The 21,325-nt window shown below is 41.1% G+C and carries 16 protein-coding genes and 8 tRNA genes; 22 read left to right on the plus strand and 2 right to left on the minus strand.

The window, feature by feature from the left end; genetic code table 11:
* Nucleotides 1–126: 126 nt before the first annotated feature.
* On the minus strand, nt 127–1,284 hold the full coding sequence (locus ACHSBP_RS10855; protein ID WP_010559927.1) for a Na/Pi symporter: 1,158 nt from the start codon (nt 1,282–1,284) through the stop codon (nt 127–129).
* Nucleotides 1,285–1,639: 355 nt separating this feature from the next.
* Between ACHSBP_RS10855 and uvrY the strand changes: the two genes are divergently transcribed.
* From uvrY to ihfA, 16 genes are all read left to right on the plus strand, one after another.
* Nucleotides 1,640–2,287, plus strand: a complete 648-nt coding sequence (gene uvrY, locus ACHSBP_RS10860) for a UvrY/SirA/GacA family response regulator transcription factor (protein WP_010559928.1) — start codon at nt 1,640–1,642, stop codon at nt 2,285–2,287.
* 4 nt (nt 2,288–2,291) lie between these two features.
* Nucleotides 2,292–4,115 carry an excinuclease ABC subunit UvrC gene (gene uvrC, locus ACHSBP_RS10865; RefSeq protein WP_395388845.1) on the plus strand — a complete coding sequence of 608 codons (1,824 nt, stop codon included), beginning with the start codon at nt 2,292–2,294 and terminating at the stop codon, nt 4,113–4,115.
* 13 nt (nt 4,116–4,128) lie between these two features.
* Nucleotides 4,129–4,680, plus strand: a complete 552-nt coding sequence (pgsA, locus tag ACHSBP_RS10870) for a CDP-diacylglycerol--glycerol-3-phosphate 3-phosphatidyltransferase (protein ID WP_010559930.1) — start codon at nt 4,129–4,131, stop codon at nt 4,678–4,680.
* A 172-nt stretch (nt 4,681–4,852) separates the two neighbouring features.
* Nucleotides 4,853–4,928: transfer RNA gene (locus ACHSBP_RS10875), tRNA-Gly, on the plus strand.
* Between the two features lie 16 nt (nt 4,929–4,944).
* Nucleotides 4,945–5,018 (plus strand) — tRNA-Cys (locus ACHSBP_RS10880).
* Nucleotides 5,019–5,051: 33 nt separating this feature from the next.
* Nucleotides 5,052–5,138: transfer RNA gene (locus tag ACHSBP_RS10885), tRNA-Leu, on the plus strand.
* 22 nt (nt 5,139–5,160) lie between these two features.
* Nucleotides 5,161–5,236, plus strand: a tRNA-Gly gene (locus ACHSBP_RS10890).
* Between the two features lie 32 nt (nt 5,237–5,268).
* A tRNA-Leu gene (locus ACHSBP_RS10895) sits at nt 5,269–5,355 on the plus strand.
* Nucleotides 5,356–5,457: 102 nt separating this feature from the next.
* Nucleotides 5,458–5,533 (plus strand) — tRNA-Gly (locus tag ACHSBP_RS10900).
* A 100-nt stretch (nt 5,534–5,633) separates the two neighbouring features.
* Nucleotides 5,634–5,707, plus strand: a tRNA-Cys gene (locus ACHSBP_RS10905).
* A 42-nt stretch (nt 5,708–5,749) separates the two neighbouring features.
* Nucleotides 5,750–5,836, plus strand: a tRNA-Leu gene (locus ACHSBP_RS10910).
* Nucleotides 5,837–5,931: 95 nt separating this feature from the next.
* On the plus strand, nt 5,932–6,987 hold the full coding sequence (locus ACHSBP_RS10915) for a DUF2066 domain-containing protein (protein ID WP_100913497.1): 1,056 nt from the start codon (nt 5,932–5,934) through the stop codon (nt 6,985–6,987).
* A complete protein-coding gene (hda, locus tag ACHSBP_RS10920) occupies nt 6,987–7,694 on the plus strand; it encodes a DnaA inactivator Hda (RefSeq protein WP_010559932.1) in 708 nt (235 codons plus the stop codon). The genes ACHSBP_RS10915 and hda overlap by 1 nt, the downstream gene beginning before the upstream one ends.
* A gap of 391 nt (nt 7,695–8,085) precedes the next feature.
* Complete coding sequence (pheS, locus tag ACHSBP_RS10925; protein WP_010559933.1) at nt 8,086–9,066, plus strand: phenylalanine--tRNA ligase subunit alpha; 981 nt, start codon at nt 8,086–8,088, stop codon at nt 9,064–9,066.
* A gap of 13 nt (nt 9,067–9,079) precedes the next feature.
* Entirely contained in the window at nt 9,080–11,467 is a 2,388-nt protein-coding gene (pheT, locus tag ACHSBP_RS10930; protein ID WP_395388846.1) for a phenylalanine--tRNA ligase subunit beta, read from the plus strand.
* Nucleotides 11,468–11,470: 3 nt separating this feature from the next.
* Nucleotides 11,471–11,767, plus strand: a complete 297-nt coding sequence (ihfA, locus tag ACHSBP_RS10935) for an integration host factor subunit alpha (protein ID WP_010559935.1) — start codon at nt 11,471–11,473, stop codon at nt 11,765–11,767.
* Between the two features lie 413 nt (nt 11,768–12,180).
* Here the strand turns inward: ihfA and ACHSBP_RS10940 are convergent, their stop codons facing one another.
* Nucleotides 12,181–12,972, minus strand: a complete 792-nt coding sequence (locus ACHSBP_RS10940) for a DUF2989 domain-containing protein (protein WP_395388847.1) — start codon at nt 12,970–12,972, stop codon at nt 12,181–12,183.
* A 248-nt stretch (nt 12,973–13,220) separates the two neighbouring features.
* On the opposite strand from ACHSBP_RS10940, the gene ACHSBP_RS10945 reads away from it, so the two are divergent.
* From ACHSBP_RS10945 to ACHSBP_RS10970, 6 genes are all read left to right on the plus strand, one after another.
* Nucleotides 13,221–14,666 (plus strand): glyceraldehyde-3-phosphate dehydrogenase, encoded by a 1,446-nt coding sequence (locus ACHSBP_RS10945; RefSeq protein WP_010559937.1) that lies wholly within the window; start codon nt 13,221–13,223, stop codon nt 14,664–14,666.
* A gap of 123 nt (nt 14,667–14,789) precedes the next feature.
* Entirely contained in the window at nt 14,790–15,917 is a 1,128-nt protein-coding gene (locus ACHSBP_RS10950) for a M14-type cytosolic carboxypeptidase (protein ID WP_100913494.1), read from the plus strand.
* A gap of 215 nt (nt 15,918–16,132) precedes the next feature.
* Complete coding sequence (locus tag ACHSBP_RS10955; RefSeq protein ID WP_010559939.1) at nt 16,133–17,809, plus strand: sodium:alanine symporter family protein; 1,677 nt, start codon at nt 16,133–16,135, stop codon at nt 17,807–17,809.
* A gap of 50 nt (nt 17,810–17,859) precedes the next feature.
* Nucleotides 17,860–18,183 carry a hypothetical protein gene (locus ACHSBP_RS10960; protein ID WP_395388848.1) on the plus strand — a complete coding sequence of 108 codons (324 nt, stop codon included), beginning with the start codon at nt 17,860–17,862 and terminating at the stop codon, nt 18,181–18,183.
* A gap of 1 nt (nt 18,184) precedes the next feature.
* Nucleotides 18,185–18,466: a YeaC family protein gene (locus ACHSBP_RS10965; protein ID WP_010559941.1), complete on the plus strand. Its 282-nt coding sequence runs from the start codon at nt 18,185–18,187 to the stop codon at nt 18,464–18,466.
* Complete coding sequence (locus ACHSBP_RS10970) at nt 18,456–21,149, plus strand: DUF349 domain-containing protein (protein ID WP_010559942.1); 2,694 nt, start codon at nt 18,456–18,458, stop codon at nt 21,147–21,149. Before ACHSBP_RS10965 ends, ACHSBP_RS10970 begins: the two co-directional genes overlap by 11 nt.
* Nucleotides 21,150–21,325 lie beyond the last annotated feature (176 nt).

The following is a 21,325-nucleotide window of genomic DNA, read 5'->3' on the forward strand; positions in this document are numbered from 1 at the left end:
CGAGTTTTTATTGTTTTGCAGTATTTTAGAGTGTTGCGGTTTTTCGAGCAATTTAGATAAGGTTAAGCAACAAAAAATAACGATAAAGTAACCACTTTATCGTTATTTTTACAAGGTAGTGAGTTTTTAGCGCGATACTAACATCATTACTCCAGGCACAACAAAAAAGGCACCTAGCACATAACCTAACGCTAAAGACTTATTATTTGAACCTACTTCAGCCAGCTTACTTGCAGCACGAAGCGGTAATTCACGTAGGAATGGTGTACCGTAAATAAGCGCAACAGCAAATACGTTAAACATTACATGAACAAGGGCGATTGTTAGTGCCACTTCGGCAGCTGCGCCTGTAATTGATGTTGCAGCAAGCAGCGCAGTAATGGTGGTACCAATGTTCGCACCTAGCGTAAACGGGTAAATTTGTTTAGTCGAGAACACACCACTACCCGCAAGCGGGATCATTAAGCTTGTTGTTGTTGACGATGATTGCACCATAACCGTAACCACAGCACCCGATGTAATACCTGCAACAGGGCCTTTACCAATCGCGCGGTGTAGCATTTCTTTGGCTGTGCCAACAAGCGCTTTTTGCAATAGTTTACCAAGAGTTGTTACTGCAAATAGAATCAGTGCGATACCCACAATTACCATAGCAATACCAAGGGTTTTGCCATCGAAAAATGCAAGACCATCTTTAATTACGCCTACCGCAGGCTTAACAAGTGGTTTAATAAAGTTATAGCTTTTAAGTGATAGGTCAGCGTCTCCTACAAATAGATGCGCAAGGCTTTGAGATAGTTTTTGTAAAATGCCGAACGCTAATTCAAGCGGTAGGAAAATCGCAACAGCAATTAAGTTAAAGAAGTCGTGTACTGTTGACGCTTCAAATGCGCGTTTAAATTCTTCTTTTGAACGAATATGACCAATTGATACTAAGGTGTTGGTAATAGTTGTACCAATGTTCGCACCCATGATCATTGGAATTGCGATATTAATAGGTAATCCGCCAGCTACTAGGCCAACAATAACCGAGGTAACGGTTGATGATGATTGTACTAACGCAGTTGCGAGTGCACCGAGCAATAATGCAACAAATGGGTTGGTTGCGAATGCAAAAATTTCTTTCGCACCTTCACTGCCACCTGAAGCTAGTTTAAAACCGCCACTTACGGTACTAACTGCAACTAAAACCAAATAAACTAAAAATGCGATAGCAGCCCAGTTTAAAAACTTGGCCGTAACACTTTGTTGGCCGTTTATTGGATTTGACGTATTTTGACTCATTTCATTTCTCTTGTTTTCGACGACCTTGTTGGTCGTGTTATGTGACATTTACATGTCACTTTTGTGACGACGCGGATTAAAACAAAGAAATATGAAAGAAATATTACAGTGAGTGTAATATTTCAAAGTTAACAACAATCGATGTGTTGTTATCGTCATTAAATTGCTGTTAGAACGTTAAAAATTCGTAATGTAATAGATTGTAAATGATGAAGTTTTTATAAATCGGTGAGTTAGTGAACAATCGGTCAAAATAGCCATGGAAATCCAATTTAAGTTGTTCGACTTTGATAACTAATGTGCTATGGTTAGGCCACTTAAATCTGTCTTACATTGATAACCGTGAGGTAACTCCTTGATTAACGTATTGTTAGTTGATGACCATGAACTCGTTCGCACAGGTATAAAGCGTATACTTGATGACGTACGTGGCTTTAAAGTGGTTGGTGAAGCGAAAACTGGCGAAGAGGCGGTTCAGTTTTGCCGTCAAAATAACCCAGATATCGTACTCATGGATATGAATATGCCAGGTATTGGCGGTTTAGAAGCAACTAAAAAGATCTGTCGATTCTGCCCTGATGTAAAGGTCATTGTATTGACCATGCAATGTGAAGACCCATTCCCGAGCAAAGTAATGCAAATTGGTGCACACGGTTACCTAACCAAAAGTGCAGGTCCTGAAGAAGTGGTTAATGCTATTCGTGCAGTGAAAACAGGGCAACGTTATATTGCGCCAGAAATTGCGCAGCAGATCGCACTAGCGCAGTTTAGCGGACGCAATGATGAAAACCCGTTTGCAAGCCTATCAGACCGCGAATTACAGATTATGCTGATGATCACTAAAGGTGAGAAAGTACAAACTATTGCAGATCAGCTTAACTTAAGCTCAAAAACGGTCAATTCATACCGTTACCGTATGTTTGAAAAGCTCAATGTGGGTGGCGATGTAGAATTAACACACCTTGCTATCCGCCATAAAATGATTGAGATTGACGCCGAATAACACGATGCCGGCGTTTAACGCAAAAGCCTTTCTAAAAACCGTATCAAATGAACCCGGCGTTTATCGAATGTTAGACGCCAAAGGGCAAGTTATATACGTTGGTAAAGCAAAAAATTTAAAAAAGCGTCTTTCAAGCTATTTTCGCGATAACATTCCCGAAAACAAAACCCGCGCGTTAGTGGCGAATATTTGCGGTGTTGAAGTTACACTGACGAATACCGAAACTGAAGCACTTCTGCTAGAAAATAATTTAATAAAAAAATACATGCCGCGTTACAACATTTTGTTGCGCGACGACAAATCCTATCCTTATATCTTAGTAACTAACCATACTCATCCGCGTTTAGCATTTCACCGTGGCGCTAGAAAAATTAAAGGCGAGTATTTTGGCCCTTATCCAAGTGCCGGAGCCGTGTCTGAAAGTTTGCGCCTAATGCAAAAGATTTTCCCTGTACGGCAATGTGAAGATGCATACTACCGCGCACGCAGTCGCCCATGTTTACAGTATCAGTTAAAGCGTTGTTCAGCGCCATGTGTAGGTAAAATTTCCGATACGGATTACCAACAAGAAGTAGATATGGTGAAAAAGTTTCTGGCGGGGCGCTCGTCAGAAGTAATCGCAACATTGGTTGAAAAAATGGAAGCGGCGAGTATCTCGCTCGAATTTGAAAAGGCAGCGCAATTACGTGACCAAATTTTATTGCTGCGCAAAATGCAAGAACAACAAGCGGTATCGGGCAATGTTGCAGAGCTCGATGTAATTGGTTTCTCGGCTAAAAACGGTTTGGTGGCGGTACATGTATTGATGATCCGCGACCATAAGATTTTGGGATCCAAAACGTATTTTCCAAAAACGCCAAAAGACAGTAGCAATGAAGAAGTCCTAGAATCGTTTTGTGCACAATATTATGTGCAATTATCTAATACCGGACGAATTCCAAAACAATTAGTTGTGCCGTTCGCATTTGCTGGCAGTGATACGTTAGCAGAAGGGTTATCGGCAATTTGCAGTAAGAAAATTGCATTTGTATTAGCGCTGCGTGGTGAAAAGGCTGACTATTTGGCACTTGCTAATAAAAATGCAGCAAATGCCTTAGAAGTAAAACAAAGTGCAAAAGACTCCATTGCGAAACGTTATGCTCAATTAAAAGAAGCGCTAAGTTTAGAAACTATTAATCGTATGGAGTGTTTTGATATTAGTCATACCATGGGCGAAAACACAGTTGCGTCGTGTGTGGTATTTGACGATCAAGGTCCAGCCAATAAAGAATATCGCCGCTTTAATGTTGAAGGCATTACACCAGGTGATGATTATGCCGCCATGGCATTTGCACTTAGAAAGCGTTACAACAAACTGACTGACGAAAGTAAAATCCCCGACATTATTTTTATTGACGGTGGTAAAGGACAGTTATCACAAGCCGAAAACTATTTTGCTGATTGGCCACACAACAAATTACCGCTATTAATAGGTGTTGCCAAAGGCACATCACGAAAACCGGGTTTAGAGACGCTATTAATTGATGGCGGCAGGCGCACGGTGAATTTATCATCGGATGCGCCAGCGTTACATTTAATTCAACATATTCGTGACGAAAGTCACCGCTTTGCTATTGCAGGGCACCGTAATAAACGTCAAAAGCAGCGCAATACATCTGTGCTTGAAGAGATTTCAGGGGTTGGCGCGAAAAAACGTCAAGCCGTATTAAAATATTTAGGTGGCATTCAAGGGGTAAAAAGCGCTACTATTTCTGAATTGGAGCGAGTGCCGGGCATTAGTCGGAGCATCGCAGAACGAATCTATCATCACCTAAATGATGACAAATAAATAAAATACCAATATGTGGAACATTCCAAATACACTTACAGCTTTTCGCCTGATCTTAATTCCAATTTTTATTGTTTTCTTTTTTATTCCAGCTAAGTGGTCTTTTTTCTGGGCCGCGTTTATTTTTTGGCTTGCCTCAGTCACCGATATGTTAGATGGCTATCTAGCAAGAAAACTTGAACAATCAACACCATTTGGTGCGTTCCTTGACCCTGTTGCTGATAAAGTAATGGTGTCAGTTGCACTTATTGCATTAACCCAACATTACCAATCGCTCTATATTACGATTCCGACCATTATTATTATTGGTCGAGAAATTATCGTATCGGCATTGCGTGAATGGATGGCTGAAGTGGGTGAGCGCGCCAATGTGGCGGTATCGCAATTAGGTAAAATTAAAACCGCGGCACAAATGTTGGCAATTATTGGTTTGATTTGGCAATACGATAGCCAAATGATCACCTTATCATTTGTATTATTTTATATTGCGACTATCTTAACCTTTATTTCGATGGTGCAATATTTGGTTGCTGGCTGGGGCGCGTTGTCTCAATCGAACAATTAAATTGGTGTTTGTGCATTGAAATAAGTGCATAAACGAGTGTTTTTAAATCATTTTAGATAAAAAATAATCAAACAACTTATTTCCGACATTTTTATGTTGACGCGTTTAATAATCTATGTAGAATGCGTCGGTGTTGAGAGGGGAGTGGTTAACTAACTACCCAATTGGAAGTGCGAGTATAGCTCAGCTGGTAGAGCGCGACCTTGCCAAGGTCGAGGTCACGAGTTCGAACCTCGTTACTCGCTCCAACTTCTTAAAGAAGTCGGCGGAATGGCAGAGTGGCCATGCAGCGGATTGCAAATCCGTCTACCTCGGTTCGACTCCGGGTTCCGCCTCCATTTTCAACACTCCACATGCGAAAGCAGCCCGATGCCCGGGTGGTGGAATTGGTAGACACAAGGGATTTAAAATCCCTCGTCAGTGATGACGTGCCGGTTCAAGTCCGGCCCCGGGCACCATTGATTTTAGAATCAATTTGATGCGAGTATAGCTCAGCTGGTAGAGCGCGACCTTGCCAAGGTCGAGGTCACGAGTTCGAACCTCGTTACTCGCTCCAAATTGGTTTTTGCTGCAACGTAGAAACCCGATGCCCGGGTGGTGGAATTGGTAGACACAAGGGATTTAAAATCCCTCGCTAGTAATAGCGTGCCGGTTCAAGTCCGGCCCCGGGCACCACTTATTTGAGTTAAGCCTCATAAAAAGCCATTGGCAGCGAGTATAGTGCAACTGCTCGAAGTAACGTTTGGTTACTAAGCTAAAAAACGGTTGAAATGGAATGCGAGTATAGCTCAGCTGGTAGAGCGCGACCTTGCCAAGGTCGAGGTCACGAGTTCGAACCTCGTTACTCGCTCCAATTTTTAGGAAAATAATTAATAACTTGGTATCACCAAGCCAGAACTACTATCTTTAAGAGTTCGAACCAATTATTTATCCAGCTTCATTATGAAGACATTGGCGGAATGGCAGAGTGGCCATGCAGCGGATTGCAAATCCGTCTACCTCGGTTCGACTCCGGGTTCCGCCTCCATTATCGAAAGATAATACTCTCCACATGCGAAAGCAGCCCGATGCCCGGGTGGTGGAATTGGTAGACACAAGGGATTTAAAATCCCTCGTCAGTAATGACGTGCCGGTTCAAGTCCGGCCCCGGGCACCACTTTATATCAAATTTAATTCCTTATAATTCTAAGCATATTTTTAGCTAAATTTACTTTGCTTTGCATCATCTGATGTTTTAGGATCAGACCCACGATGGAATACAAGTTTAACACTTTGAAAAACGCACTGATTTTTACTTTATTACTGGTTTTCAGTAAGGCTATTCTAGCCGTTGAAGTGACCGACCTTTATCAATATAAAGCGGTAGTTGATGATAAATCTCAAGCGCAACAACGCCGAGCAAACCGTGTTGGTTTTATTGGTGTGCTTGAAAAAGTATCCGGTCGCAGTATTGATAAATCACACCCAGCAATTGGTGATGCGTTTAAAAACCTGTCTCGCTTTGTACTCAAATACGAGTATGAAGAGTCTTTATACCAAACGTATTTAAAAATTCGTTATCAGCCACAATTAATCGACGGCGTACTTAATGAGATGGAAATCCCGATTTGGGGTAACCGCAGACCGCTGACGTTAATTTGGCTTGCAATTGAAGAAGACGTGCAACGCTCATTAGTCACCAAAGAAGACTACCCACAAATTTTTCACTTACTCGATACCAATAGTAATAATGCAGGCTTACCGATTGTTATGCCGTTACTTGATCTCGAAGATCGCATGAATTTAACTGTTACAGATGTGTGGGCTAACTTTCCGCAGCAAATTTTAAATGCGTCGCGTCGTTACGAACCTGAAGTAATTGTGTCGGCAAGGCTGTATCAACGCGAGAATGTATGGCATTTGGATTGGCAGTTTACCAACCAAGGCACATTCCAATTACACCAGCTTAAGGGTGACAAACTCACGATTATCGGAGAGCTTGTTAGTAGTATTTCAACGCAAATCGCCAAGCAGTATGCATCACTTAGTGAAACTGAGGTTACCAGCAGTGTGTCAGTACGCTTTTTTGGTGTAAAAGGTATTAAACAGCTTGAAGCGTTAAAAACTCGCTTACGTACGCTTACCCAAGTTGATGAATTAGATATAAGTTTCCGTCAAGGGGAACGTGTGGATTTAGTGCTATATCTTAATGCGCACGTAGATAGCTTGAAAAAAGCGCTACAATTAGATTCACAATTTGAGATTATTTTTGATCCATTTAGTCATCAAAGTACACAACAACTTGAGTATCAATGGCTAAGCCAGTAATGAGTGAATATCAACAAATGGCGTTGCCGGTAACATTGCCGGACGACGAAACATTTATGAGCTTCTTTGGCGGTGAAAATTCCCATGTTGTTAAACAACTTGAAGTGGGATTAACACAACTGCAAACAATGCCATTTAATTATGTGTACTTGTGTGGTTTTTCTGACTCAGGTAAATCACATTTACTGTATGCAACGTGTATTCGCGCACAGGAGCTCGGTTTATCGTGTTTTTTGTTATCTTGTAAAGATCTTGCTTGGCTTGACCCTCACGTGCTTGACGACCTAGAAAAGCTCGATGTTATTTGCATTGATGATATTCAGCAAGTAGCAGGCGACCCACTGTGGGAAAAAGCGCTATTTAATTTTTTCAATCGCTTCAATAGTGAAGGAAAAATGTTAGTAGTAGCAGGGGATTTACTGCCTAATATGCTTAATATTGCATTGCCAGATCTCGAATCGCGACTCAACTGGGGCACCACTTTTCAAATCCGCTCGATGAGTGATGATGATAAAGCCGAAGCGTTAGTAAAACGTGCGAAAATGCGTGGCCTAACACTCACTGAAGAAGCGACACGTTTTTTATTGTCGCGCGTTAGTCGAGATATGCGTGCGTTACTGGATATTTTAGATAAGCTTGATCATGCTTCAATTGTTGAACAGCGCAAGCTTACCATTCCGTTTATTAAGTCTATTTTGGATCTTTAAAGCATGAGCATGTTTTGAAAAATCGTGCTCATGCTTACTTAATTTATTACACAGGTATCGTGCGAGCGAAACGCAGCAAAGACTGTGTTGAAAATCAAAATATAAACCCGCTATCTATTAAATCTTCCGCTTAGTTCTAAATTGTTTTTTATCGCAATATACGACCACTAAATTAGTGCAATCGAAATAAGCCTAAAAAAACCACCTAAAATTAACAATAACGTGCCTTTTTAACCATTATCGCTCTAGTAAAAACAATTGTTTTTCGGGTATCATAATGGGCTAATTTTTATTAAAAAATGTTACGTTAATCGATAGTTAAACGTTACGAGAAATCAAGCTAACTCAATGTAATATTGAGCTGGTTGGCAAAAACGAGTGAAAAGCCCTTATGAATTTAGAAGCAATCTTGGCTGAAGCCCTTGAAGCTGTTGAGAAAGCCAGTGAAATCGCTCATTTAGAAGATGTGCGCGTAAATTACTTAGGTAAAAAAGGCGAAATTACTAGCCTATTAAAAAGCCTAGGTAAAATGGACCCAGAAGAACGTAAAACTGCAGGTCAGGTAATTAACCAGGCAAAGCAGCAAGTTCAAGAAAAAATCAATGCGAAGCGCGAAGCGCTACAAGAAAAAGCATTAGCAGAGAAGCTAGCAAAAGAAACTATTGATGTGACGCTACCGGGTCGTACTCAACCGACTACGGGCCTACATCCTGTAACACGTACTATCGAACGAATTGAAAGCTTTTTTGGTGAGCTAGGTTTTGCTGTTAAATCTGGTCCGGAAGTGGAAGACGATTTCCATAACTTTGACGCGTTGAATATTCCTGAGCATCACCCAGCACGTGCTGATCACGATACCTTCTATTTTAATCCTAAGCTGGTATTGCGTACGCAAACAAGTGGTGTACAAATCCGTACTATGGAAGCAGAGCAACCACCACTGCGTATCATTTCACCGGGTCGTGTATACCGTAATGATTACGACCAAACGCATACGCCAATGTTCCATCAGGTAGAAGGCTTGATGGTTGATAAAAACGTAAGCTTCACAGAGCTTAAAGGGATTTTGCACGATTTCTTACGTAACTTTTTTGAAGAAGATATGGAAATCCGTTTCCGTCCTTCGTACTTCCCATTCACTGAGCCATCAGCAGAAGTGGACGTGAAAGGTAAAAACGGTAAATGGTTAGAAGTATTAGGCTGTGGCATGGTTCACCCTAATGTACTTCGCTCTGTTGGCATCGATCCTGAAGAATACACAGGTTTCGCATTTGGTATGGGCGTTGAGCGCTTAACCATGTTGCGTTACGGCGTAAATGACTTACGTGCATTTTTCGAAAACGACTTAAAATTCCTAAACCAATTCAAGTAAGAGTGAAGTAACAATGAAATTTAGTGAAAAGTGGCTAAGAGAATGGGTAAACCCAGCAATTGATACTGATGCACTTTCTGAGCAGCTGTCGATGGCAGGCCTTGAAGTGGATGGTTTAGACGCCGTTGCCGGTGATTTTACAGGCGTTGTTATTGGTCAAGTGGTTGAATGTGGCCAACACCCAGATGCAGACAAATTACGCGTAACTAAAGTCGATGTTGGCGAAGACGAACTACTTGATATCGTTTGTGGTGCTGCAAACTGTCGCCAAGGTTTAAAAGTAGCGGTTGCTAAAGTTGGCGCGGTATTACCGGGCGATTTTAAAATTAAGAAAGCAAAATTACGCGGTCAACCTTCTCACGGCATGTTATGTGCGTTCGAAGAGTTAGGTATGGCTGAAAGCTCAGACGGCATTTTAGAGTTACCTGAAGACGCAGTAATTGGCACAGATATTCGCGAATACTTCGGCTTAGATGATGTGACTATTGACGTTGATTTAACGGCAAACCGCAGTGACTGTCTTGGTATTAAAGGTCTTGCACGCGAAGTAGGCGTATTAAACAGCCTTGACGTTACTAACGTTGAAATTACACCGGTTACACCGACAATTGATGACAAAATTGACATTGAACTAGTTAATCCTGAGTCATGTCCTCGTTATTTAGGTCGTGTAATTAAGGGCATTAACCTAAACGCTAAATCACCACTTTGGATGGTTGAGAAATTACGTCGCAGCGGTATTCGTTCAATTGATCCTGTTGTTGATGTAACAAACTACGTATTACTCGAACTTGGTCACCCAATGCACGCGTTTGACTTAAACGCAATTGAAGGTGGTATTAAAGTACGTAACGCAAATCCAGGTGAAGAGCTTGTATTACTTGACGGCAATACGGCAAAGCTAAAAGAAAACACGCTGTTAATTGCTGATGACCAAAAAGCACTTGCGATGGCGGGTATCTTTGGTGGTGAGAAATCAGGTGTTACCGAAACAACACACGATATCTTATTAGAAAGTGCTTTCTTCAGCCCGCTGGCAATTGCTGGACAAGCGCGTAGCTACGGTTTACATACGGATGCATCGCACCGTTATGAACGCGGTGTTGATTACAAACTTCAGCAAGACGCAATGGAGCGTGCAACCCAACTATTACTTGATATTGTTGGCGGTGAAGCAGGCCCTGTAGTTGAAGCTGTATCTGAAGCGCACCTACCAAAAGCTAAATCAGTGACATTACGTCGCGCACGTTTAGACCGTGTTATCGGCTACCACATTGATGATGCAACGGTAACAAATATTCTTACTCGTTTGGGTCTTACAGTTAGCTTTGAAAATGACACATGGCAAGCAGATGTACCAAGTTACCGTTTTGATATTTCAATTGAAGAAGACTTAATTGAAGAAGTCGCACGTGTATTTGGTTATAACAATATTCCAAACGTAGCACCAACAGCGAAATTGGCGATGACAGATCACCAAGAAGCCGTGCTGCCGCTTAAGCGTTTTCGCAATGAATTAGTAAGCCGTGGTTACCAAGAGGCAATCACCTACAGTTTTGTTGACCCTAAAGTACAAAGCTTGCTACACCCAAGTGCTGATGCGCTGGTATTACCGCACCCAATTTCAATTGAAATGTCGGCAATGCGCGTAAGCTTATTACCAGGCTTATTAGGCTCTGTGGTATATAACCAAAACCGTCAGCAATCACGTATCCGCCTATTTGAATCAGGCTTAAAGTTTGTTAAAAACGATGCCGCTGAAAATGGTGTTGAGCAAACGCAAATTATTGGTGGTGTGATTTACGGTAACACGCATAACGAACATTGGGGTATCGCATCAACAGTAGTCGACTTTTTTGATATCAAAGGCGACGTTGAGGCACTATTAAACCTAACTGGTGATATGGCGAATATTTCGTTTGTTGCTGAGCAAAATGAAGGTTTACACCCAGGTCAATCAGCTTCGATTATAAGAAATGGTAAAAAAATTGGTTACTTAGGCTGTATTCACCCAGAAATACAGTCTAAACTAGGAATTAACAATCAAGTTTTTGCCTTTGAAATCGAGTTGTTAGGTTTAGAAAACCGTGTATTACCTGAAGCGGTTGAGGTTTCTAAGTTCCCATCTAACCGACGCGATATTGCGATTGTTGTTAAAGATTCGGTAAATGCTGGTGATATTTTAGAGTCAATTAAAAAAGTTGGCGGAAATCAACTAGTTGACCTAAACTTATTCGACGTGTATAAGGGCAAAGGAGTTGAGGCTGATCACAAGAGTTTAGCGATTGCATTAACACTGCAAAATTCAGAGCGAACCCTTGAAGAGAAAGACATCAACTCAATTGTAGACTTAGTGGTGGCCGAATTGGCTGAACAATTTAACGCATCGTTGAGGGACTAGATTATGGCGCTTACAAAAGCCGACATAGCTGAACACCTATTTGTAAAACTGGGTATTAACAAAAAAGACGCTAAAGACCTTGTCGAAAGCTTTTTTGAAGAGATTCGTACTGCACTAGAAGCAGGCGAGCAAATTAAGCTTTCTGGCTTTGGTAATTTTGATCTTAGAGATAAGAAAGAGCGTCCGGGGCGCAACCCTAAAACGGGTGAAGATATTCCAATTTCTGCACGCAGAGTTGTTACATTCCGCCCAGGTCAAAAACTGAAGACACGCGTAGAAGTTGGTACCAGTAAAGACTAACCAAGCGTATGTATGAAGCCAATTCGAAAAAGCCTGCTTAATGCAGGCTTTTTTATTTGCTCTTTACTAGGGTCTGTTGACCTTTTAAGTTCGTTTTTGCAGCAGTTTGATTGGGTTTTATACAAGGCAGAGGCTGCGTGGCATAGTTATTCTATGTGAGTCAGCCGATAACACAGTAGAAAAGCCAATCAAGCGCTGCCAAATGGTTCTTTTGAGCGCACTTTTCTCATTGTTGCCTACATGGATGTAGGTAAGGGGCGTGAGCAGGACGCGGAAGCTTTGCTCGATATTTGCTTAGATTACTAGGCCACACATCGAGCGCCACGATAAAAGCACGCTCAAAAAGAACAAAAATAGAACAGCAAAGGTCAACAGACCCTACAAGCAATCGAATTTTACTTGATGTAAAAACCTTATCGTGGCGACGTGAAATTACCGTCTTCAATACGCGATAGGGTATCTGCCGCAAGATTTGCGAGCTCACTTAATGATTTACCTTGATTGGTAAGCTCATATTCAAGCGGTGCTAAGTCAATATTTTGCACGCCGGCTTCTTTTGCTACTAATGCCCAAATATAAGAAAGCTTATGCTCTTCCATTTGATAAAACATATTTGTCAGTGCAGTGTAGATTTCTGGCTTGGCTTCGTTGCCAGCAGGGTTTAACTCAAGCGCATGGTAAAGCTTATCTATTGCCAAATCGCTATCAAACTTAGTGTAGTAAGTTGCTAATTTGTATTGGAATTCAGATGTTTCTAACTCACGTTTTTCATCCATTGCAATCAGTGATTGAATAGCACCTTCATCACCATTTCGTGACCAGTGATAGAATAGCAGGTGTGGATATTGTGAATTTTGTGTCTCTTTCGATAAACGGTTTATCTCTTTTAGTGCAGTGAGGTGACCGTTTACGCGCGACGTGGTTTTTTCTTTTAGTTTAATGTGTTCAATGCTAGCTGCTAACTCAACACATTTCGCATAATCGTGAAATGCGCTGAGTAGTTTGTATTTAGTTGCATCATCAGGCGTTTTTGATTCTGCATAACGCCCTAAAATAACGTCGGCACGCTCGGTATTACAATGGCTGTCGGTATTAAGATCGGCGCAAAACTGGCTATTTTCGTCACAAATTTCACGAATACTTTTGGCATTGTCGCAGCCAACGAGAAGAGAAAGCAAACAAAGTGCAGATAGTTTTTTTAACACAATTTAATGACATAACTACAATAGGATGTTCTAAGCTTAGCGAATCCTTTGCTTAAATGTAATAGTGCATTGGTCATAATTCGCATAAATTTGTTTTCGCTCAAGGGGGTTATCGGTACACGGCAAAAGTCTGATATTGAAATGGTGGAAAAAACAATGTTTTTCAATTAGAATGCACGCGTCTAAAGCACTTCTCACAATTAACGCTTTAGGCTATCCGTTCAAAATTTTACGTTTAGGTAGACAAAATGACCTCATCTCACGAGCAAGATTATCTGAATAGCTGGCAGGAACGCCAAGACTTCGCTGAAAGCATGCAACCAATTATTGGTAAGCTTTACCGTAACCGTGGCATCGAGATTGCCATCTACGGTCGTCCACTAATTAATGCAAGCACAATTGATGTTATTAAAGCACACAAAACTGTTGCACAATTTGAAGACAGCAAACTACGTCTTCGCGAAAGCTTCCCGTTTTTAGAAGCTATCGACAAAATGGAACTGACTTCAGCACGTATCGATTTAGGTAAACTAGCTTATGCTTATATCTATAAAAATGCGGGTGAAGGTCGTTCAATCGAAGAGTACCTAGCAGCAGAACTAGCTGAAATCCACAATAAAGAAGACAAAATTGAACCGCGCGACGTAGTACTATACGGTTTTGGTCGTATCGGTCGTTTATTAGCACGTCTTCTAATCGAGAAAAGTGGTCCTCACACAGATTTACGTTTACGTGCAATTGTTGTACGTGGCGGTAAAAAAGGCGACCTTGAAAAGCGTGCAAGCTTATTACGCCGCGATTCGATTCATGGTCCTTTCAACGGTTCAATCACTGTTGATAATGAGCGTAATGCAATTAAAGCAAACGGTAGCTACATTCAAGTTATCTACGCTAACTCGCCAAGCGAAGTAGATTACACGCAGTACGGCATTGAAAATGCACTTGTAGTGGATAACACAGGTATCTGGAAAGACGAAGATGGCCTTGGTCAGCATTTAGCGGCAAAAGGTGCGTCAAAAGTACTTCTTACAGCACCAGCTAAAGGCAATATCAAAAACGTTGTTTACGGCGTAAATAACAAAGATATCCTGTCTGAAGATACAATTATCTCAGCAGCAAGCTGTACAACAAATGCGATTACGCCAACGCTAAAAGCATTAAATGACAAGTTCGGTATTAAGAACGGTCACGTTGAAACAGTTCACTCGTACACGAACGACCAGAACTTAATTGATAACTATCACAGCGCTGAGCGCCGTGGCCGTGCTGCGGCACTTAACATGGTTATCACGTCAACGGGTGCTGCAAAAGCAGTATCTAAAGCATTACCTGAGCTTGAAGGTAAGCTTACAGGTAACGCTATTCGCGTACCGACACCAAATGTGTCAATGGCAATTCTTAACCTTAACCTTGAAACTGCAACATCAGTTGAAGAGTTAAACGAATTCTTACGTGAAACCGCACTTTACTCAGATTTACGTGACCAAATCGATTACACTGCATCTACTGAAATCGTATCAACTGACTTAGTTGGTAGCCGTTATGCAGGTGTTGTTGATTCACAAGCAACGATTGTTGATGGTGATCGCGTAGTACTTTACGTTTGGTACGATAACGAGTTTGGTTATAGCTGTCAGGTTGTTCGCTGTATGCAAGATATGGCTGAAGTAACACACCCAAGCTTACCTCGTTAATCTAATTTTTTATCTAAAAGCCGGCCATTGTGCCGGCTTTTTTATTCAATTACTCGCATATTGTTTCAGCCCACTCGTTATTTTGATAGGCTTAAAGCTATTGTGCGTTAGGGAACACAGTTTATGAGAATTACAAGCCAATTCGATAGCGGTAATATTGAGGTACTTAGCCTTGAGAACCGTGAAGATATTCAATTAAAAATTAAAAATGACAACCAGTCTGAATTTTTCCAGTGGTTTCACTTTAAATTAGAATCACAAATTGATTTATTACATCGTTTGACGATTGTTGATTTAGATAAATCAGCGTACCCAGAAGGGTGGGTTGATTACCAAGCAGTTGCATCGTATGACCGTCAAACATGGTTCCGAGTACCAACTAAGTTTGAAAATAACCAATTAGTTATCGAATTTACACCAGAGTGCGAACAAGTATATTTCGCATACTTTGCTCCATACAGTTATGAGCGTCACCAAGACTTACTTTCTTGGGCGCAATCACACGAAAGCTGTACTATAGAAACATTAGGTGAAACACTTGATGGCCGCGATATTAGCGTATTACAAATCGGCGAACCTGCTGACGATAAGAAAACAATTTGGATGATCGCCCGTCAGCACCCTGGTGAGACCATGGCAGAGTGGTTTATTGAAGGTGTGCTTCACAAACTATTGGATGACGAAGACGCACATGCCGCTGCACTATTAAATAAAGCGGTTTTCTATATTGTGCCAAATATGAACCCAGACGGCAGTGTACGTGGTCACCTTCGTACTAATGCGGCGGGCGTTAACCTAAACCGTGAATGGCAAACACCATCAATCGAAAAGAGCCCAGAAGTGTATTTTGTACGCGAAAAAATGTTCGCTACCGGTGTTGATATGTGTCTTGATGTACACGGCGATGAAGCGATTCCGTTTAACTTCTTTGCGGGCAGTGAAGGCATTCCACGTTACGATGCGCGCTTAAAAGACCTAGAAGATAGCTTTAAAGCGGCGATGTTTGTGACTACACCAGAATTCCAAGATGAACATGGTTATCCAAAAGATGAACCAGGTCAGGCAAATCTTACTGTAGGTTCTAGCTGGGTTGGTCAAGAGTTTAACTGCCTTTCATACACGATTGAAATGCCATTTAAAGATAATAATAATTTACCAGATGTTGATTACGGCTGGTCAGATCGCCGTTCGTATTCATTTGGACAAGACACACTTGCAGCAATCGTAAGTGTGGTAGATAAACTACGATAATAACAATAGGGGAGCTTATACCAATTCACTTAAATGGCTGATCATTTTAGCGGGTTAAATATCATGCTAACTGCGTTTGAATTCATCAATGTAGAACAACTACATAAGAAAAATTCCGCCTTGTTATCATTTCATTTCTCCAGCGCTACTTATAATCACATACTTAACAGAGTTGGTATTGCTGCCCAAAAAAATAATAACAAGAGGAACAAGTTGTGGAAGCATTTGGCAATTTTTTAGATATGCTAGATGGTATGTTAGGGAGCGCCTTTTGGTTTCCTTACGTGCTACTAGGGGTTGGTCTATTTTTCACCATTTACTTAAAATTTCCACAGGTGTTGTATTTTAAACACGCCTGGAAAATTGTAAGTGGTAAATACGATAAAAAAGAACACGAAGGTGATACAACGCACTTCCAAGCGTTAGCAACAGCACTTTCAGGTACCGTGGGTACGGGTAACATCGGTGGTGTTGCACTGGCAATATCAATTGGTGGTCCAGCGGCGCTTTTCTGGATGTGGATGACTGCGTTTTTCGGTATGACAACCAAATTTGTTGAGGTAACGTTATCTCATAAATATCGTGTTAAAACAGAAGACGGCACTATGGCCGGTGGTCCAATGTACTACATGGACCGTCGCTTAAATATGAAATGGCTTGCGGTACTGTTTGCAATCGCAACCGTAATTAGCTCATTTGGTACAGGTTCACTGCCACAAATCAATAATATCGCTCAAGGTATGGAAGCAAGCTTTGGTCTTGAACCGATGCTAACAGGTGGCGTTTTAGCAATTTTATTAGCACTGGTTATTTTAGGTGGTATTAAACGTATTGCGGCAATTACTTCACGCGTTGTGCCATTTATGGCAGCCGTTTATATCATTGGTGCGTTTGGCGTAATTTTTTATAACATCGAAAATATCGGCCCTGCATTTGCCTCGGTATTTACTAATGCCTTTACGGGTTCTGCAGCAGCAGGCGGCTTTATTGGTGCGTCATTTGCCTATGCGTTTAACCGTGGTGTAAACCGTGGTTTATTCTCAAACGAAGCAGGTCAAGGTTCTGCGCCAATTGCCCACGCCTCAGCGAAGGCGGATGAGCCAGTATCTGAAGGTATGGTGTCAATTCTTGAACCGTTTATCGATACAATTATTATTTGCACGTTAACGGGTCTTGTAATTTTATCATCAGGCGCGTGGACAGAAAAATTTGATACACGTTTTGAACGTACCAGCATGGAATTCATCGATGGTACATATCATGAGCGTGTTGATGCACAGCGCAACGAACTTTACGCGTATTTAAATGGCGGTGAGTCAAGCGTTAAGCCGTTTAATGGTACGCTAAATGTTGTTGAAGGTAAGGCTGTAAATCAAAACTTTACAGTGTTACACAATCGCTCAGTGGGTGAGAAAATTCGCTTCTTACTTGATGGCGACCACTTGCATACTGGTACAATTGTTATCAAAAAAGGTAAAATTGTTGATAAAAGCATCGTTGTTAAGGGTAAATCGCTTGTGCACTCAGCAGAGCTAACAACGCTTGCATTCCAGCGTGGTTACTTTGGTGAAAACGGTCAATACATTGTATCGATCGGTTTATTACTATTTGCGTTCTCTACGGCAATTGCATGGTCTTACTATGGTGACCGCGCAATGACCTATTTACTAGGAACTCGTTCAGTAATGCCTTATCGCGTATTTTATGTCGCAGCGTTTTTCTGGGCATCATTTGCAGACACCACTTTAGTGTGGAAATTGGCTGCAGTTGCCATTGTTGTAATGACCTTACCTAACTTATTCGGCATTATGTTGCTGCGTAAAGAAATGAAACAGTCAGTAGATGACTATTGGGTGAAGTTTAAAAAAGACAACAGCCAAGAAAAAGAGTAAAATAGAAGGCGCCTTAAGGCGCCTTTTTTATTAGTTTAATGGAGCAGTAAATGGCGAGGATAAGTTGTCCAGCGTGTAGCAAACCGATTTCCGATAAACATAAAGTATGTCCACATTGTGATACTGCTGTAGCGGGGCTTGATGATCATGAAAGAGCCAGGCTCGCCAGTCGTCGTTACGTTAAGCGCAAGCAAGCGCTGCTCAATCAGTCATTTGTTGCATTGATTATTTTCTTAGGTGGTTTTTTGTACCTTTACTCACGAGAGCTCGCTGCAGATAGCATTGAACAAATGACAACCTATGGCGCCATTGCCGTGGGTTTTATCTGGTACCTTATTAACCGTATTCGCATCATTTTATTGAAAAAGTCTTAGCATGAACATTGAACACTTAGTTAACACCTTAACGCCAGAAATTTTCGAACGCCTTGAGTACGGCGCTGCAACTGGAAAGTGGCCAGATGGCACGCCACTGTCTGATGAGCAACGAGAGCAAACTGTTCAGCTAGTGATGTTGTACCAAGCAAAAGTAGCTAAAACCAATGAGCAATTCACGATTGGTGAAGATGGCCAGATGGTGCAAAAGTCAAAAGCAGAATTAAAGAAAGAATTCAGTCCTAAAAATGAGATCGCAAGGTTCGCGCAAGATGATATTTAGTAGTTTATTCACGCCGAAATGGAAAAGTAAAAAAGCATCAGATCGTTTATTAGCAATTAGCCAACTTGATGCCAATAAAGTAAAAGATAATACAATCTTAAACCAGTTAGCTAATAATGATGACGACGACAAGGTTAAGATTGCAGCATTAAAACGCATTAATGACATTAGTTTATGGTGGCAAACATATAAACAAGAAAACAGCCAGCCAGTTGTTAGTGCAGCTGAAAAAGAAATTTTTAATCAGCTTGAACAAAAAAAGCCAACTAACGATGAACTTGAGTTACTGGTAAAACGTTGTGATAAAACCCAACAATTAGAAGCGTTACTGCCACTAGTAAACGATTTTAATGTGCAAGTTTCGTTACTAAAGCGCATCGGTAAAAAGCCGTTAATCACAGATTTCTTTGCTCACGCCAGCGATTCGCAACAACTGGAGTTAGTTCCAGTTATGCAACAATATCAATTAGATAAAGCATTGTTAAAGCATGCAAAACCAGCACTTGCTGAACAACTAAAACAACAAGAAGAAACGCGTAAACGCGAAGCGCTTAAACCAATCGAGGTGAATAAGGCGAGTACATTAGTATTGGCTAAGCTAAACGCATTGCGCGATAAGTTTGATTTTGTAAAGTGCGATACCGAATACAAACAACTTGAAGCCCAGTGGCAGCAGCTTGAATTAGATTACTTAGACGATAAGCAAAGTGTGGTTGCTAAATACCAAGATATTACGGCAAAAGCACAAAAGCATTTAGTTGGTTTAAAAGCCAAGTTTGATGAAGAGCAAGCGGCTAAGTTAAGACAAGATAAAATTAAGTCAGTAAAGCAAACAAGCGTAAGCTTGAAAGAATGCGGTGAAAATGCGCTAGATGCGCTATTGCTTGAACCTACAGCTGATAATGTATCAGCACTTGAAACGTCATTATCAGCAATGAATGCGCATCAAGCAGAGCTAGATAGCTTATCACAAAGCGACAGTGACTTTACTAAGTTCACTCAGCGTTTAAAAGCACAATGTGCTGAAATAAAAGATGTTATTGAGTCATTGCCTGCGATTGCTGAGCAAGTTAATTTAGGTAAAGCATTAATTGTTGCAAGTGACTTACAAGGGCTTGATGAAGCGCAAGAAGCTAAGTCTCAGTGGTATAGCACCACGTCAGATATGCTAAAACAGTTACCAAAACCGTTATTGCAAAACTATCAAAAGCAAATGCGCGAAATGGATAAGCACTGGAAAGCCTCGCATCAAGACCTGCTTAAAGAGGTTAAATCGCTACAACAGGATGTAACGAAACAGCTTAAAGATATCAAGCGTTTAATTGACGCTGGTCGCTACAAGGTGTGTTTTGGTATTTTTAAAGGTGTACAAGAAAATATTGAAAAGCTACCTAAGTCATCACAACAAAAGCTTGAAGCAGAATATCAACTTGTTGATCAAGAATTAACGAAGGTAAACGAGTGGCAACGTGAAATTAGTTTGCCGAAACGCCATGAGTTAATTGAAGAAGTTAAGCAGAAAATTGCACAAAATGATGTAGATATTGCCGAGTTAAGCCAATGGATTAAGGTAGCACGTAAACGTTGGAACGAACTTGGCTACATTGCAACGGATGAAGAAAAAACGCTAGATGAAACTTTTAATCAACAGTTAGAAATCGCGTTTACGCCGTGTCGAGAGCACTATGCTGCACTTGAAGCCGCTCGCGAACAAAATGTTGTGACACGTAAAAACCTGATTGTGCAATATCAAGCGTTAGCAGATAGCGTAAGTACGCTAACACTAAAAGAGGTAGAAAAGCAGTATAAGCAGCTTAAGCAAAATTGGCGCAATGCAGGCGAAGTCGATAACAAAAATTATAAACAGCTGCTTGCAGAGCTAAAACCGATTGATAACCAAATATTTGCGTTTATTAAAGCGGCGTATGCGGTTAATGCAGATACAAAAGCGAAACTCGTAAAAGAGGCTGAAGCCTGTTTAACAGACGATAATATTGAAAACGTGATTGAGCAATTAAAGTCATTGCAACAACGTTGGAAAGATATCGGTTTTGCCGGTAAAAAGCTTGAAAACCAGCTGTGGAATGAGTTTAGAGCAGTTAATGATCGTGCGTTTTCATTGCGCGACAGTGAGCGCCAAGCCAAGCGAGAGCAGCAAGACGAGAAACTCGTTTCACTGCAAAGCGAGTTCACGCGCATTACACAAGACGTTGAGTTAGATAATGTAGAGTCGCTAACAAATGCAATTTCAGCGCTAGCGAATTTACGTGATGAACTGAAGCAGGCTTATTTACTGAAATCTCAGTTATCAAATGAGGTAAGCAGTACGTTGACAGAGTATGCTGCAAAGCAAGAAGTACTCAAAAACAGTAAAGATAAAGAAAAGTTAATTTCACTGTTTGAACAACTTGAACAAGGTATTGTTCCTCCGTCTTGGCAACAAAAAGTACCTAGCGAGTTAACGCGCCAGCAAATTACGATTCGTATTGAATTGTTAAACGAAATGGGCTCTCCAGAATCTGATGATGCGGTACGACTGAGTGAACAAGTAACATTGCTTCAAGAAAAAGTGAATGGTGCAGCGTTAGATAATGAAACCCTGTTAAAGCAGTGGCTTAGTAAAGGTGAAATCGACAGTGAGTCGTTAGCGCTGTTAGCACGCATTAAACCAGCGTTTATATAATGGACTTTTAACTCTAAAAATTGAGAAAAGCCCGTTTTAAAAAGCCACATAAGTGGCTTTTTTTATTGCCATTCCACTGTAGTTAACCAGAAGCAGAGCGGTGTTAGTACTTAGCTATTTAGACTTCGTTTATTCACATATTAGTTAAATAGTACGCAAGTTAAAAAACGTTAGAA

Source organism: Pseudoalteromonas sp. XMcav1-K (genome assembly GCF_044005875.1).
In the GTDB taxonomy this organism is placed as follows: Bacteria; Pseudomonadota; Gammaproteobacteria; order Enterobacterales; family Alteromonadaceae; genus Pseudoalteromonas; species Pseudoalteromonas spongiae.

Excerpts from the sequence above, each read along its gene's own strand:
- pgsA (WP_010559930.1), top strand. The coding sequence starts at position 4,129 with ATGTGGAACATTCCAAATACACTTACAGCTTTTCGCCTGATCTTAATT.
- pheT (WP_395388846.1), top strand. The coding sequence starts at position 9,080 with ATGAAATTTAGTGAAAAGTGGCTAAGAGAATGGGTAAACCCAGCAATT.
- pheS (WP_010559933.1), top strand. The coding sequence starts at position 8,086 with ATGAATTTAGAAGCAATCTTGGCTGAAGCCCTTGAAGCTGTTGAGAAA.
- ACHSBP_RS10855 (WP_010559927.1), bottom strand. The coding sequence starts at position 1,284 with ATGAGTCAAAATACGTCAAATCCAATAAACGGCCAACAAAGTGTTACG.
- ACHSBP_RS10950 (WP_100913494.1), top strand. The coding sequence starts at position 14,790 with ATGAGAATTACAAGCCAATTCGATAGCGGTAATATTGAGGTACTTAGC.
- ACHSBP_RS10965 (WP_010559941.1), top strand. The coding sequence starts at position 18,185 with ATGAACATTGAACACTTAGTTAACACCTTAACGCCAGAAATTTTCGAA.
- ACHSBP_RS10915 (WP_100913497.1), top strand. The coding sequence starts at position 5,932 with ATGGAATACAAGTTTAACACTTTGAAAAACGCACTGATTTTTACTTTA.
- uvrC (WP_395388845.1), top strand. The coding sequence starts at position 2,292 with ATGCCGGCGTTTAACGCAAAAGCCTTTCTAAAAACCGTATCAAATGAA.
- ihfA (WP_010559935.1), top strand. The coding sequence starts at position 11,471 with ATGGCGCTTACAAAAGCCGACATAGCTGAACACCTATTTGTAAAACTG.
- hda (WP_010559932.1), top strand. The coding sequence starts at position 6,987 with ATGAGTGAATATCAACAAATGGCGTTGCCGGTAACATTGCCGGACGAC.
- ACHSBP_RS10970 (WP_010559942.1), top strand. The coding sequence starts at position 18,456 with ATGATATTTAGTAGTTTATTCACGCCGAAATGGAAAAGTAAAAAAGCA.
- ACHSBP_RS10960 (WP_395388848.1), top strand. The coding sequence starts at position 17,860 with ATGGCGAGGATAAGTTGTCCAGCGTGTAGCAAACCGATTTCCGATAAA.
- ACHSBP_RS10945 (WP_010559937.1), top strand. The coding sequence starts at position 13,221 with ATGACCTCATCTCACGAGCAAGATTATCTGAATAGCTGGCAGGAACGC.